The sequence below is a fragment of the Vibrio sagamiensis NBRC 104589 genome, from assembly GCF_007990935.1.
GTDB lineage: Bacteria > Pseudomonadota > Gammaproteobacteria > Enterobacterales > Vibrionaceae > Vibrio > Vibrio sagamiensis.
This window is the reverse complement of sequence record NZ_BJXJ01000024.1, coordinates 1-14,077: the sequence shown is the minus strand read 5'-3', so window position 1 is coordinate 14,077 and position 14,077 is coordinate 1. Positions and strand designations below refer to the sequence as shown.

Sequence of the window (14,077 nt, the reverse complement as noted above, 5' to 3'; positions counted from 1 at the left end):
ATTATTGAAAACCGTATTGATTAAGAATACGCTTTGCTTGAAATGAGCGTAAATAGTCAAAAAATAACATTGCTTGCTCAGATTGCTCTATGATGGCAGCAGGATACACGATTTTATCATGAGAGCTTTCATTAAACTCCCCAACAATCTTGACGGTATCGGTCAATTGTGCATCAGTTTTATAGACAATCCCTAAAGGAGATTCACCACGCCCGACTAAGGCGAGTGCCAAGCGAACATTTTTTGTTGGTGCAGCTGAGCTTTCAAGTGCAGCCCAATGCTTCAAAGCTGTCAATGCTTGCTTTGCATAAATCCCAGCTGGTACCGAAGCAGAGTCTCCCATCGCTAAACGACCACCGTTTAAAGCTGATTGCCATTGTGTCAAGTCGGAGAGCTCTAGTCTAGCAAGCTTAGATGAACTTGGAGTGATCACGACTAGTCGATTAGTGGCTAAATTTGTCATATGGTCACTTGAAATATTCTTATCTTGAACCACAAATTCCATCCATTTTGAATTAGCTGAAATAAAAATATCGGCAGGAGCCCCATTAATAATCTGGCGTGCTAGTGAAGATGAGCCTCCATAAACAGGTATCACTTTAATATGGAACTTTTTTTCAAATTCTTGTGCAACATCGTTAATTACATTAGTCATTGATGATGCTGCATATACTTTAATATCAGCGGCATAAACCGAGTTTTGTGAGCCTAGCAATAACGTCATGTAAGCTAGTATTAACCATTTTTTCATAAATACATTCCTTTTAAAACTCTTTTATGGAGAAAGTAATATTGCTAAAACAAACAGTAGCAATAGATATCACCTTACAGATTAAACCCTTATACATCATAACGTTATCTTGCCCTTTGACTCAAGTTTTTAGGCATTTTATTTACTGACAGATCATTAAAGGGGGGAAAGGTTATTTGAATAAAACTAATGCATGACGTTAACGATCGAACGTGATATTGTAACTTTTTTGTTATATACCTTGCCAAAGCTAGGTAAAAGAATTGATTGTTTTGGAGACCTCCATGTTAAAAGTTATAAAGGCTATGACCTTGGGTTTATGCACTATTTTTCCATTTTATACATACGCCAATAATTTTAACTACAACATGATGGAAGTACGTATGGGGACAAGCCCTGGTACATTTGGAGGTGAAGCATCAACCTACTTTACTCAAAACTCTCATTTTATTGGCCGCATTGATACAGAATTTGATAATGACTGGGATATAGCTGCTGGTATTGGCTTTAATGGTCCTGCTGGCCAGTTTGCTGATATTTATGGACAAATGCTTGTACATAACGTCAAATCTGAAAACGATGATATTATCGGCAATAAATGGAGAACAGAAATTAACATAGGCACCCGTATCTGGTTTATGAAAAATTTAGAACTACACGCTCGCCTTGGTCAGCTTGTTGATAATGATGAGTCAAATCTTATATATAATGTTGGTGCCCGTTTCTATTCAACGCAACAGCTTTCCATTGGTACTGAGTTAAAAGATAATGCTATTTATGGTTCACAAATAGTGTTGTCGGCTCGCTTTAATTACTAAAAAAATCTGAATTTTAAACTTGCTTGTGACATCTTGTAATGCACCTTTCGTAAATATATTTTTAAGTGCATCTCTAAAAGACAGGCACTAGATTTTATCCTGTCGTATGACATTATATTATCATCTATTAAAAACACGCCTCCGGTTTTTTTCGAAAAAGCCTCTCAATAAATAGAGAGGCTAAATTAAAAAATACAACAGGTAGTCAATGACCATTACCATTTGTCAACGTTCAAAAAGCCTTTAAACTTGAGCAATATTGTGAATAGCGTTTGCCACATAAGGAATCGCCGTTTCTGTTAAACCAGCAATGTTAACTCTACCGTCTCCAACACCATAAACACCAAATTGCTGTTGTAGTTGGGTCATTTGAGCTTGACTAAAACCAATAACGCTAAACATCCCTTTATGATTTTCAATAAAATCAAAGCGATCTGTGTTGTGCTCCGTTCTTAATTGATGGCATAAAGCTTGACGCAAACTAACTAAACGTTGCTGCATTTCACCAAGTTCTTGTTTCCAAACAGATGTTAGATGGGTATCTTGTAAAATCGTTTTTACTAAAGCAGCACCATGATCAGGTGGCATGGTATAGTTAGTACGGACAACATTCAGTAATTTACCTTTAGCATTCGTAACATCTTGAATATTTTTACCTATTATGACTGCAGCTCCGGTTCGTTCACGATAAAGACCAAAGTTTTTGGAGCAAGATTTTGTGATTAACATTTCTTCAACATTATCAGCCATAAAGCGTAAGCCTTTCGCATCCTCTTCAAGGCCATCGCCAAACCCTTGGTAAGCCACATCAACAAAAGGAATGAAGCCATTTTTCTGTGACAACTCAGTAATGGCTTGCCAAACAGAGAAGTCGAAGTCAGCCCCTGTAGGATTATGACAACAGCCATGAAGCAACACGACATCTGACGGGCCAGCTTTGGAGAGATCATCCAGCATTTGAGCAGTGTCGACATGCTTTGTTTCTGGCGAGAAATAATGATACAACTTAACGTTAAGCCCAGCTGCTTCCATTATTGGCTTATGATTAATATAACTAGGGTTAGAGATCCAAACGGTCGTATCAGGTTGCACAAGCTTCATTAGGTCTGCCAACATACGCAGCGCCCCACTTGCTCCTGGCGTTTGGACGGTCGCCACCCTCCCCATTGCTGAAGTCCCTTGCAAAAGTAGGCTCGTCATACATTGGTTGAACTCTTCACAACCCGCTAAGCCGACATAAGATTTTGTTTTTTGATTTGATATGACAATATCTTGCGCACTTTGAACCGCCTTCATGATTGGCGTTTCACCCACACTATTTTTGTACACGCCAATGCCAAGGTCGATCTTATCTGGACGAGGATCGTTTCGATAAGCAACCGATAAAGATAAAATAGGATCTAATTCTGTTGTTGGAAGATGAGAAAACATGAAAGTCATAACCCTTTGAAATCCAAGAAGTGGACCTAACGTTATCATTTTCAGGTTGAATTCAGAAAGACTTTTTGTCGCATTTCATCGATTAAGGTATAAAATGTTGGTCAATTGCATTTTTTATGAGCGGGCTCATTGCAAAAAAGCACAATTACCTTCATTTACCTGATTGAACTTTGGCTACCTCATTACCTAAGTAATCGTTCTGTAAATCGATAGATCACCTGATTAGAGCTGCCTCGCCACTCTAAATCCAAATCTTTTTTATCTTGTTCAAACTTTCCATCAACCAAAGTATCAATCAAAGCAATCACGGCCCTTTGAGCTTCATTTAGAGCTTCAAGTTGATAGCCAGTCCAAAGCCAAATATCCTTATCTGGACATTCTTTTCGAACGCGTTGTACCAGTTTGAGGATACTCGGTACATTTGCAGGGTGAAGGGGATCACCACCAGATAAAGAGAGGCCACGTCGTTTAATCCGAGTGTCCTTCAAATCAGCGATGATTTGATCTTCTGCTCGCTGGGTAAACGGTTGACCTGCACTCAGAGATTGGCTTGACTGATTGTAGCACCCACGACATTGATGTTCGCACCCCGAAACAAATAAAGTACATCGTGTACCAGGGCCATTCACCACATCAAGTGGGTAATATTGCATATAATTCATTCGGATTCATACCCATTAAAGGTGTTTCACTCGCCTTTTCACTTCTTCTTGCTTGCCAAAGTTAAACGGCCGAGCATCTGGGCTCCCCAAATATCCGCATACTCGACGTGTCACTGATACTTTAGTGGAATCATGATTACCACAATTTGGGCAAGTAAAGCCTTTACTCGTACACTCGAACTCGCCGTTAAAGCCACACGCATAGCATTCATCGATAGGTGTATTGGTTCCATAATATGGCACACGTGAGTAACTGTAATCCCATACATCTTCCAATGCTTCAAGGTTACGTTGCATGTTAGGAAATTCACCATAGCAGATAAAACCACCACTCGAGATTTCTGGGTATGGCATCTCAAAGTCAATTTTATCGTACGGGTTCACTTTCTTTTCCACATCTAGGTGGAAACTGTTAGTGTAATATCCCTTATCCGTCACTCCTTCAATAACACCAAACTCTTTGGTATCAATGCGACAGAAGCGGCTGCATAAGTTTTCACTCGGTGTTGCATACAGACTAAATCCATATCCCGTTTCATCCGTCCATTGGTTCACCGCTTTTTTCATGTATTGAATGATAGCAATGGCTTTTTCTCGAAGTATTTGGTCATCGTAGACATGACGGTCATTGCAAAACAGAGCTTGTATGGTTTCATGAATTCCGATATAGCCAAGGGAAATAGATGCTCGGCCATGTTTGAAAATGTCAGCAATCGCATCATCCGCTTGTAAACGTACACCACACGCCCCTTCCATATACAAAATAGGCGCGACACGAGCTTTAACATTTTCCAAACGACTAATACGAGTTTCTAACGCTTTACGAGCGAGGCGAAGGCGTGTATCTAATAAGTCGTAAAAAAGTGCTTCATTGCCTGCCGCTCGAAGCGCAATTCGCGGTAAGTTCAAGCTGACCACACCTAAGTTATTACGCCCTTCGTGAATAAACTCGCCATTCTCTTGGAACACCCCTAAGAAACTTCGACAACCCATTGGTGTTTTAAATGAACCGGTTATCTCCACCACTTTGTCATAGTTGAGGATATCCGGATACATTCTTTTTGAAGCACATTCAAGCGCGAGTTGTTTGATATCGTAATTAGGATCAGTAGAACGATGATTTAACCCATCTTTAATGGCAAAGACTAACTTAGGGAACACAGCTGTTTTATGGTTTTTTCCAAGCCCAGCAATACGATTGTTTAAAATGGACGTCTGAATTAAACGTGATGCCCAGCTTTTACCCAAGCCAAAACCAAAGGTAACAAAGGGGGTTTGCCCGTTTGCTGTATGCAAAGTATTCACTTCATATTCCAATGATTGGAAAGCGTCGTAGCACTCTTTTTCGGTTCGAGCCTTAGCAAAAGCTTGTTGTTCAGTAATGCCCCACTCTTTTGCTACCTCTAAATGTTTATCGAAGCTCGCGATGACATAAGGTTCTAGGACTTCATCAATCCTATTGATTGTCGTCCCACCGTAAATATGACTCGCCACCTGCGCGATAATTTGAGCGGTAACGGCCGTTGCCGTTGAAATCGATTTTGGCGTATCAATCTCAGCATTGCCCATTTTGAAACCATGGGTAAGCATGCCTTGTAAATCGATAAGCATACAGTTAAACATCGGAAAAAAAGGCGCGTAGTCGAGATCATGATAATGGATATCACCCGATTCATGAGCAAGCACAACATCTCGTGGCAAAATATGAGTTTTAGCGTAATGTTTCGCAACAATACCCGCCAATAAATCCCGTTGGGTAGGAATGACTTTACCATCTTTATTGGCATTTTCGTTGATCAGATCGAGGTTGCTTTCCTCGATAAGTCCCTCGATTTCACGCGTAAGTGCACTTTGCTTTTCTCTTGCAATATCGCGATCGTGTCGGTATTCGATATAAGAGCGTGCCAATGACTTATGTGGACCTTGCATCAGTTCATTTTCAACAAGATCTTGTATCTCATGGATATGAACTTCATCGTGATCACTCAGTTTCACTTCGATGGCAAGAGCAACATTGAGAGCATAAATGGCGATTTCTTTGCTTTTTTGCTCCGCTGCCGATTCAATAGCAACTTGAATTCGGGCTCTTTCAAAAGGCGCTCTCGAGCCATCTCGTTTGATTACGATTGGTTTCACATCGGTTCCTTAATTTGGATAAACATACGCGTTTAACAGCTTTGTTGTTTCACGACCAGGTATAAAGCTGTTCTGTTTTTTAGAGAAAGTTACTGACTCGGTATTTCCTTTTAGAGACCATGGTCAGGGTGGTTAAAGCACAACGCAATACCTCATCAGCTCGATATCATGCTCAAGATTCAAGTCAGTCTCTGAACGACCATTAGTACATATGTGCTACTTAACTTAATACACACCCACAACATATTGTGGCGTATTAAACGAAAAGCGCCATCTAAATACTTTGACTTTGATCAATAAAAAGCCGTCGTCGTACAATAAGAAAACAGCGCGAGCCTATTTCTAAAACCGTCAAAAACATGACTCAAACCCGACTAAATTTATAAAAATTAATGTTTGTTTTTCAAAAATTGACGCAGACCACTTTTCAGGTTCAATTTCAACAGGCTTTCCTCGCAAAACATCAACATCAGACATTTTCCTCTGAAGATATTGTAGTAGGATGTTCTATATGACCTTAAGATGCTTGGGTATATTAAAGAATATGCCACGCTGTCAAAAACGAGTTTATCCACGATGATAAGAATTTGTTTACTGCTAACTGTTTTATTGTTTAGTCGTCAAGGTATTGCCCAAAACCCCTCATTTACCGAACCTCTAAAATTCACCAGTTGGAACTTTGAATGGTTATCAAGTGGAAAAGGTAAAGTGATAAGAGACCAGCATGACTTCACTAAGTTGAGTCAGTATATGCAGCAATTATCGCCAGATGTTCTTGCCTTTCAAGAAGTGGACAGCACAGCTGCAATCCGAAAAGTGGTAGGAGACAATTACACCATTTACCTCTCCGACCGCACACAACGCCGTTATCAATCATTACAGTTCAGAGATATTAATCAGTACACCGGCTTTGCCGTCCGTAAAGGTTTAGATGTCATTGATGAGCCAGATTTTTCTGTTACCAAAGGGAGAAGTAAGCTGCGCTTTGCCAGTTATGTCGTTCTTAACCCAAACAAAAAGAATGAAATCCATCTGCTATCTGTTCATTTAAAAGCAGGATGCAGCGGAGCCTATAAAAATAGCCGGGACTGTAAAATCCTTAAGCAGCAAGGCCAAGCTCTGGCAAAGTGGATGAAAGAACGGGCTTCCAAGAAACAGAAATACGCCGTTCTAGGTGACTTTAATCATAATTTAGCGTATCCCGGTGACTGGCTTTGGTCGCAAATATCACGCGGCAATAGTGCCAAATTGATGACAAAAAATACGCCAGCTAAGTGTAAAGTACGTTCGAAGAAGAAACCCAATAAAACTCATCGGTTCCGCTCTTTGATTGACCATATTATTGTCAGCAATGCCGTGGCGGCCTCTGCCAGCACCCAAACACCTTTTAAGAGTCAAGATGTTCTGGATTACACACTCAGCGATCACTGCCCTATTTCAACGATTTTACAATAAAATTTCATTCCAAATAATTGTTGTTTTATACCTAAGTAATTTAAGAAAAAAACAGGGGGAAGTTAAACAATAACCAATACGTTTTCTGGCAACAAAAAATAACTAGGGATTGTAATTACTTCAGCTATCTCTAAAATCCCACAGAAATGAATCACAAAACCTATCTATGCCGAAACTTCATTCAAGCAACACGACAAACCGTTTAGATCTCACTGAAATTGAAACTTGTGAAAAAATTCAATCGGCATTAAAACCGAAATATCATAAACCTGACGTAAAACTCTGTTCAAGCCCTAGACTAACAGACAAAAATCTTGAGCGACGTTGGAAGGTTCTTGAGGCATACACAGATAAAGCACTACTACTAGATTCCTTCACTCAATCCCACTGTGAGCATTATGCACATAATATTGAGCATTTCATAGGTACAGTCAATTTACCTCTTGGAATAGCAGGCCCTCTTCGCGTCAATGGGTTATATGCCAATACCGATTACTTAGTTCCACTGGCAACGACTGAAGCTGCTTTAGTTGCATCATACAATCGTGGAGCAAATTTAATCACAGCAGCAGGAGGAGCAAGCACACTCCTCATTAGTGAAGGGGTAAGTCGTACTCCTGTATTTGCATTTCAATCTCTTGCAGAAGCCGCTCAATTTGTAAGCTGGGTAGTAACACAATATGACATTTTCCGTAAAGAAGCAGAGTCCACTACTACACACGGAAAGCTGAAAGATATTAATGTCCACATTGAAGGTAATCACGTCTACTTAGTGTTTGAATATGTCACTGGTGATGCTTCCGGACAAAACATGGTTACGATTGCAACGCATAATGTCTTCCATTACATCCTCAATCATAGTCCTGTTACCCCTATCGAAGCCTTCTTAGATGGTAATTTATCTGGTGACAAAAAAGCCAATAGCCACACACTACGCTCTGTCCGTGGCAAAAAAGTTTCAGCTGAAATCACTATCCCTGCAGAGTTAGTGAAAAAATATCTACATACAACGCCTGAAAGTATGGTCAAGTTCGGTAAAATGACCATGGTTGGAGGTCTTTTAAGCGGTTCTATTGGTATCAATGCTCACTATGCGAACGCATTAACCGCCCTTTACATAGCATGTGGACAAGACGCTGCCTGTGTAGCGGAATCTGCTGTGGGTATTACACGAATGGATATCAACGCAGAAGGTAATTTGTATGCGTCTGTGACGTTACCCAATATTATGGTTGGAACCGTTGGCGGTGGTACAGGGTTACCCACTCAGAAAGCATGTTTGGACATTCTTGGGCTGCATGGTAATGGCAAAGCAAAAGCCCTCGCAGAAGTGGCTGCCGCTTTATGTTTAGCTGGTGAGCTTTCCATAGTAGGTGCATTTTGTGCCGACCATTTTTCCCGAGCGCACCATAAACTAGCAAGGAAATAACCCGTATACCCAGAATCTTTTTACACCCAAGTAACTTTGTATACCTCTCTCAAAAAAAGAGAGGTATTACTAATCAACAACCTGAATCTATTGTCGCTTAAAGATGTTTCTTGCGCGCATTATCAAGACAACGCGTAACCGATTCTTGAATTAATTCTGCTGCACTTTGGTTACATTCGGGCAATTGCGTCTCGCTCTCAGCAATCGGCGTTACCCTGTCACCCCATTTAAGTAAAGCTGCGCCCCAAGTGAGACCCGCTCCAAATGCGGCCAGTAGAAGGTTTCCTCCCGGTTTTACCCTACCTTCTTCTAAGGCTTCACACAAAGCGATGGGCACCGTTGCTGCAGAAGTATTGCCATATTTATGAATATTGATAAACGCTTTCTCTTCATCTATACCCGTTAATTCACACAAAGTTTGAATGATTCGAATATTGGCCTGATGAGGGATAACAAGGTCAATATCATCGGTTGTTAGCTCAGCATTTTTTAAGACATTTTTTGCAGCCAGTCCCATCCCTTTTACTGCGCGTTTGAAAATCTCCTGACCGACAAAATCGAAATGCCAAAATGCGTTATCTGGACAGAAACGATCCATCGCTGAACCAAATTTTGGCACCGATAAAATATCGCGCCCATTGGCATCACACCCGACTTTAGACTGCATCAGCCCTAGCGGCTGTTCTGTACGGCTGAGCACGACCGCCCCAGCTCCATCCGCAAAGAGAACGGCAGAGTCTCTTAACGACCAATCAATATAGAACGACAGTCGTTCTGCTCCAATGACAACCGCATGATGGTAATTACCTGCTTGAATTAACCTGGTTGCTGTTTCTAACCCATAGATAAAACCTGTGCATGCCGCATTTAAATCAAAGGAAGCTGCAGAGCGAATTCCTAAATTCTGTTGAACCTTAGAGGCAATGTTTGGAATCAAGGTATCAGGCGAGCAAGTCGCAACAATGATAATATCGATATCGGAGACTTCAAGACCAGCCCGTGCTATTGCATGCTGGGCGGCGACGGTTGCAAGATCAGAGGTATTAACATGGCTGATTCGTCGACTTTCAATCCCTGTTCGAGTCTTTATCCATTCATCTGATGTGTCGATAAACGTACTCAGTTCTTCATTAGATAATGTCGCTGGTGGGATACATTTCCCCCAGCCTGTAATTTCAGCATAAAAATTTGTCATCCAAGCACCATTTAATGTTGATTTCTTGGGGATTTCCCTAGAAGCTGTAAAGATCTTACTCTGCCTAGCCTACTCGTAGGCAGCAGGATGAAAATAAGTATATGCAACAAGTATAATTATGCGAGATTGAAATTGAGTCCACTTACATTAATCCGACTCTAGTTGATGTCCAGCAATCAATGTATGTTCAATTAAAGCTTCTTTCATGATCGCCTAATTTTCAGCAAATACAAAAAGATAGAAACAAAGGAAAACATCATGTCATCATTTAAAACTCGCTGCCCTTCTTGTGGCAGTTTAAACCGTGTTCCTAATGAACGAGTGTCAGAGTCCGCAAACTGTGGAAAATGCCAGCAAGCTTTGTTTGATGGAGCACCAATAGAAGGAACGATTGATAATTTCTCTGCCCTACTAGAAAGTGACCTTCCTGTCGTTGTCGATTTTTGGGCACCGTGGTGCAACCCTTGTGTTGGGTTTTCCCCAGTTTTCAGTGATGTGGCAAATGAAAAAAATGGCAAGTTACGCTTTGTCAAGGTAGATACCGAAGCTCAGCAGCAACTTGCCGCTCAATTTGGCATTAGAAGTATCCCTACGGTCATGGTATTTAAAGGTGGTCAGCGCCTTGACACCATCAATGGTGCACTGCCTAAGACTCAGTTTGAACAGTGGCTAAATCAAGCACTTAATAAATAATACTAGCAGCTGGCCTACTTGTTAGGCTGGCTTTTTTTACCCCATCAAATTCTCTAAACTTCGATAAATATTTTTTGTCGACACGACAGAAATTTATCAGTTTACTTGACGATTAAATCACCTATTATGCGCGCCTGATCACTCTTTTATTAATCAAATTTTTAGGCGTAAAACATTGGACAACATCGTCAACACCCCAGTATCTCCAAAAGTTACAGTTCCGGTCATTGCACTGTCTCTTTATGCAGTAGCATCTGGTTATTTAATGAGCTTAATCCCTCTGATGTTAGGCGAATACCACATCTCTGTCGATTACGCGAGTTGGTTGGCCAGTGTTTTTTATGGCGGACTTTTGGTGGGTGCTGTTTTTTTTGAACGAGTTGTTCGCCTACTCGGTCACAGACAAGCCTTTGTTGGCTGCCTAGTCGCATTTTCTTGCACCGTTATGATTATGCCCTTGCTTCCGAATCCTAGCGTTTGGCTCATTGCCCGTTTTATCGCGGGTATCGCAGTTGCGGGGGTCTTCGTCATTGTTGAGTCTTGGCTGATGTCAGGAGAAGAAGCCACTCGAGCAAAACGACTCAGTTTTTACATGCTCTCTCTTTATGGTGGCTCAGCTCTTGGCCAGTTTGGTATTGGCGTATTAGGTGTCAGCGGAGGAGTGCCATTTGTTGCAATCACAACGCTCATCATGATCGCTATATTAGTGTTGCTGTTTATCGACTCTGAACAACCAAAAAGTCACGAGTCAACGGCGTTATCACTTAAACAAATCATGAAGCTAAGCCATGCCGCTATTATTGGCTGTATCATATCAGGGCTAACACTAGGGTCTATTTATGGCATGATGCCAGTGGAATTAGCAAACCGTAATATTAATCATCAAGATATTGGAACATTAATGGCTTTGGTTATCTTAGGCGGTATGCTGGTTCAGCCAATGGTAACAACACTGAATAAATACATGGGAAGAACGGTACTCATGGCTTTTTTCTGTATATTGGGTATTTTTTCAATCGGGCTGACATTCATCTCAAGCTCAACAGCAGTCTTAGCCATCGCTTTGTTTTTGATTGGAATGGCGATCTTTGCCCTATACCCGATTGCTATCAACCTAGGTTGTGAAGGCTTAGAAGAGCGATACATCGTCTCTGCAACCCAAGTCATGCTGTTTAGCTACAGCATTGGCTCAGTCGTAGGGCCTGTAGTCGCTGACCAATTTATGGATAAAATACACGGTTTGTTAGGGTATTTATTTACGGCTTTGCTCGCAACGTGTATCTATATGTTGCTTGCAGCTGCTCGCTCAAAACGTCCAATGGCGACGGGCCTGTAAACAAAGCCTTAAACTGCAAACTTTCTGGGGTCTATTTCTCTTTCGAAATGAAACAGTATTCGAAAAGTCAACAGACCCTAAATCACAATATCTCTAAAGTCACAAGATGGCTAAGCTATTGTTATATTTAAGAGAGTTTTCCAACTTTCCACCGTTATTGCTAACGCCAAAGACTGGGGTTCACCTTATCATCAACGCTTCCACCCCAGCAGTTGAAGTGCTTATGTTGTAAATGATCACAAAAGTGACTATCCTTCCGTGCGTCACAAAGGAATCAACCATGAACCGTAAGAAAAAAATTAATCAAATATTAAAAGCCAAGCAAAAGAAAATGAATGCTAAGCTGCATAAAAGTAACAAGCCTCGTTATATTTCAAAAGCAGAACGCGCTAAAATGGAAAACGAAGAACAGCAGCCACAAGAGCAAAGCTCGAACAGCTCTCTAACAGAGTCCTGAGTTCGTTATATCTTATACAAAGGCCATGGCCTGCATTACCATGGCCCCTAATTTGTTAGGTTTCTTATTATCATTTACTTCCAAGTAATATTAACCTATCTTCGACAAAGCTGACTTTTGTAATACTTGGTTAATTCCTACTGCTTTTTCAATGACGGTAATTAAATCCCCAGCCGTTACCATGCCTTTATCCTCAATTGATGCCGTTAGTTGCTCCACCATGAATGGAGGCAATGCATACTGAGTTGATAACTCATTCTTAAGCGCCTCAATAACAGAATTTGTCTCAGTCAGATTAACATCAAAGGCTATCGAATCCCCACTTTTCTCCTCTTTACCACTAGGTATAGAAGCTACGGCTTTATCTTTCAATTCCATTTGAGCATTCATTTCTAACACATCATTCATCTTTTTAGATTGATGAAAGTGTCCAATACTGTCACGTTTACTCATTGCACAATACATTCACAAGGTAAATAACTTGAGCAACATGCTATACCAAATGTGAAATATCACTTATCAATATTGGACAAAGTTTTAACAATTTTAAGTGAAGCTGATAGAGAGATTGAAAGAGAACACAAGCAAAATAGCGGCTACTTCAACCGACGAACTACTTATTCAATCCTATTGCTGCCACTTTGTTATACCTGCGCTGTTTCTGAGGCAGTCGCCTGATTCGGCAAAACATAAGGGATTTCGACTTCTTTTAAACGCGCAGTGAAATGCCTTAGTACTGATGGCTCATAAGTGAAAGTTAAACTTTTATCCTTGTGCACCACGTTTTGCTTCACCTTTTCAAACGCTTCAATCACATAATCTATATGAGTTTGGGTATAAGTCGCTCTTGGCAATGCCAGGCGTAAAAATTCAGCAGAGCACTTTGACTTCCGCTGATGGTTATGAAATCTAGAAACTTTGAGTTCTAGATTTCAAATATTTTATTTTGTCTACAGACAATTAGTTTGAGTGTTTTGGATTAAATAATCACATGGGTCTATATGTATTCCACCAAAGCTTATTCCAATCATCATACGGAGCAAAATATGAGCCCATGCCAGGATCTGGTTCTTTACCTTGCCATATTTTCCCGTTTTTATCGAATGAGCGACCCCAAACTGTTTTTTTAGATGCTGTAACAGGCAATTGAGTTTTGTTGGCTAAATTTTGTGCAAAGTCCTTTTTTCCAGCATAACAGACGAGTAAACGGATGGAATCTACTTGATGATCACTGGTAACATCTCTGCTGATTGCATTAGAAATAATATTGACATCATTGTATTGCCCTGCAGCCGATTTCATTGTTACTCTACCGTAAGATTTACTACCATGTGCTCTTACGTTCAATCTGGATTTACCATCAACCTGATCGATAAACCAATCAAACTCTTTATACTTACTTGCTTGCATTGGATGTGATGATTGAAATTTATTTCGACCAATGGGAATACCGTCTTTAAATATTGAGTACCCATTAGGAGACATCGCTCTGCGGCTTAATTGTTTATTTATTGAACTTACCCCTCGATTGAAAGCATGCCCAACGCCAAAAGCACCAAGCCCAACAATGGCACCTATTCCTGCATTGATACCAGCTTGCTTCACTGGTGTACCAGTAGCAACGTTCAACCCAAAATCTGCCCCACCTGACACCACCGCATCAGCAACCGCAAGGCCAACTTGGACACTTGTTTTTGCGCCTTGC

13 protein-coding genes and 1 pseudogene are annotated in these 14,077 nt (G+C 40.8%); 6 read left to right on the top strand and 8 right to left on the bottom strand.

All coding sequences use genetic code 11. The annotated features are described in order from the left end of the window. Nucleotide 1: 1 nt before the first annotated feature. The gene (modA, locus tag VSA01S_RS12565; protein WP_039982017.1) at nucleotides 2-751 is read right to left on the bottom strand and encodes a molybdate ABC transporter substrate-binding protein; all 750 of its coding nucleotides are present in this window, start codon (nucleotides 749-751) and stop codon (nucleotides 2-4) included. Nucleotides 752-1,035: 284 nt separating this feature from the next. Between modA and VSA01S_RS12560 the strand changes: the two genes are divergently transcribed. After that, entirely contained in the window at nucleotides 1,036-1,569 is a 534-nt protein-coding gene (locus tag VSA01S_RS12560) for a hypothetical protein (RefSeq protein WP_039982016.1), read from the top strand. A 243-nt stretch (nucleotides 1,570-1,812) separates the two neighbouring features. Here VSA01S_RS12560 and VSA01S_RS12555 read toward each other — a convergent pair whose 3' ends face one another. The 3 genes from VSA01S_RS12555 to nrdD all read right to left on the bottom strand — a co-directional run bounded on the left by VSA01S_RS12555 (nucleotide 1,813) and on the right by nrdD (nucleotide 5,807). Next, the gene (locus VSA01S_RS12555) at nucleotides 1,813-3,000 is read right to left on the bottom strand and encodes an amino acid aminotransferase (RefSeq protein ID WP_039982030.1); all 1,188 of its coding nucleotides are present in this window, start codon (nucleotides 2,998-3,000) and stop codon (nucleotides 1,813-1,815) included. Between the two features lie 191 nt (nucleotides 3,001-3,191). Continuing rightward, nucleotides 3,192-3,671, bottom strand: a complete 480-nt coding sequence (gene nrdG / locus VSA01S_RS12550) for an anaerobic ribonucleoside-triphosphate reductase-activating protein (RefSeq protein ID WP_039982015.1) — start codon at nucleotides 3,669-3,671, stop codon at nucleotides 3,192-3,194. A 15-nt stretch (nucleotides 3,672-3,686) separates the two neighbouring features. Beyond that, nucleotides 3,687-5,807 (bottom strand): anaerobic ribonucleoside-triphosphate reductase, encoded by a 2,121-nt coding sequence (nrdD, locus tag VSA01S_RS12545; RefSeq protein ID WP_039982014.1) that lies wholly within the window; start codon nucleotides 5,805-5,807, stop codon nucleotides 3,687-3,689. A 576-nt stretch (nucleotides 5,808-6,383) separates the two neighbouring features. On the opposite strand from nrdD, the gene VSA01S_RS12540 reads away from it, so the two are divergent. Beyond that, the gene (locus tag VSA01S_RS12540) at nucleotides 6,384-7,262 is read left to right on the top strand and encodes an endonuclease/exonuclease/phosphatase family protein (protein WP_039982029.1); all 879 of its coding nucleotides are present in this window, start codon (nucleotides 6,384-6,386) and stop codon (nucleotides 7,260-7,262) included. Between the two features lie 166 nt (nucleotides 7,263-7,428). After that, on the top strand, nucleotides 7,429-8,691 hold the full coding sequence (locus tag VSA01S_RS12535; RefSeq protein ID WP_039982013.1) for a hydroxymethylglutaryl-CoA reductase: 1,263 nt from the start codon (nucleotides 7,429-7,431) through the stop codon (nucleotides 8,689-8,691). 97 nt (nucleotides 8,692-8,788) lie between these two features. Here VSA01S_RS12535 and VSA01S_RS12530 read toward each other — a convergent pair whose 3' ends face one another. Continuing rightward, entirely contained in the window at nucleotides 8,789-9,886 is a 1,098-nt protein-coding gene (locus VSA01S_RS12530; protein ID WP_039982012.1) for a ketoacyl-ACP synthase III, read from the bottom strand. 258 nt (nucleotides 9,887-10,144) lie between these two features. Between VSA01S_RS12530 and trxC the strand changes: the two genes are divergently transcribed. The 3 genes from trxC to VSA01S_RS12515 all read left to right on the top strand — a co-directional run bounded on the left by trxC (nucleotide 10,145) and on the right by VSA01S_RS12515 (nucleotide 12,372). Next, nucleotides 10,145-10,579, top strand: coding sequence for a thioredoxin TrxC (gene trxC, locus VSA01S_RS12525; RefSeq protein WP_039982011.1), 435 nt, complete (start codon nucleotides 10,145-10,147; stop codon nucleotides 10,577-10,579). 175 nt (nucleotides 10,580-10,754) lie between these two features. Continuing rightward, nucleotides 10,755-11,915: an MFS transporter gene (locus VSA01S_RS12520; protein WP_039982010.1), complete on the top strand. Its 1,161-nt coding sequence runs from the start codon at nucleotides 10,755-10,757 to the stop codon at nucleotides 11,913-11,915. Nucleotides 11,916-12,195: 280 nt separating this feature from the next. Further along, nucleotides 12,196-12,372, top strand: coding sequence for a DUF2986 domain-containing protein (locus tag VSA01S_RS12515; RefSeq protein ID WP_083932273.1), 177 nt, complete (start codon nucleotides 12,196-12,198; stop codon nucleotides 12,370-12,372). Nucleotides 12,373-12,462: 90 nt separating this feature from the next. On the opposite strand, the gene VSA01S_RS12510 is transcribed toward VSA01S_RS12515, so the two are convergent. The 3 genes and pseudogenes from VSA01S_RS12510 to VSA01S_RS12500 form a co-directional block, all read right to left on the bottom strand. Then, a complete protein-coding gene (locus VSA01S_RS12510) occupies nucleotides 12,463-12,825 on the bottom strand; it encodes a hypothetical protein (RefSeq protein ID WP_039982009.1) in 363 nt (120 codons plus the stop codon). Nucleotides 12,826-13,016: 191 nt separating this feature from the next. Further along, nucleotides 13,017-13,253, bottom strand: a pseudogene (gene tnaA / locus VSA01S_RS20340) (tryptophanase); the annotation flags it as partial. Between the two features lie 106 nt (nucleotides 13,254-13,359). Then, nucleotides 13,360-14,077 (bottom strand): DUF8616 domain-containing protein (locus tag VSA01S_RS12500; RefSeq protein ID WP_503827252.1); only part of this gene is annotated, 718 nt, incomplete at its 5' end.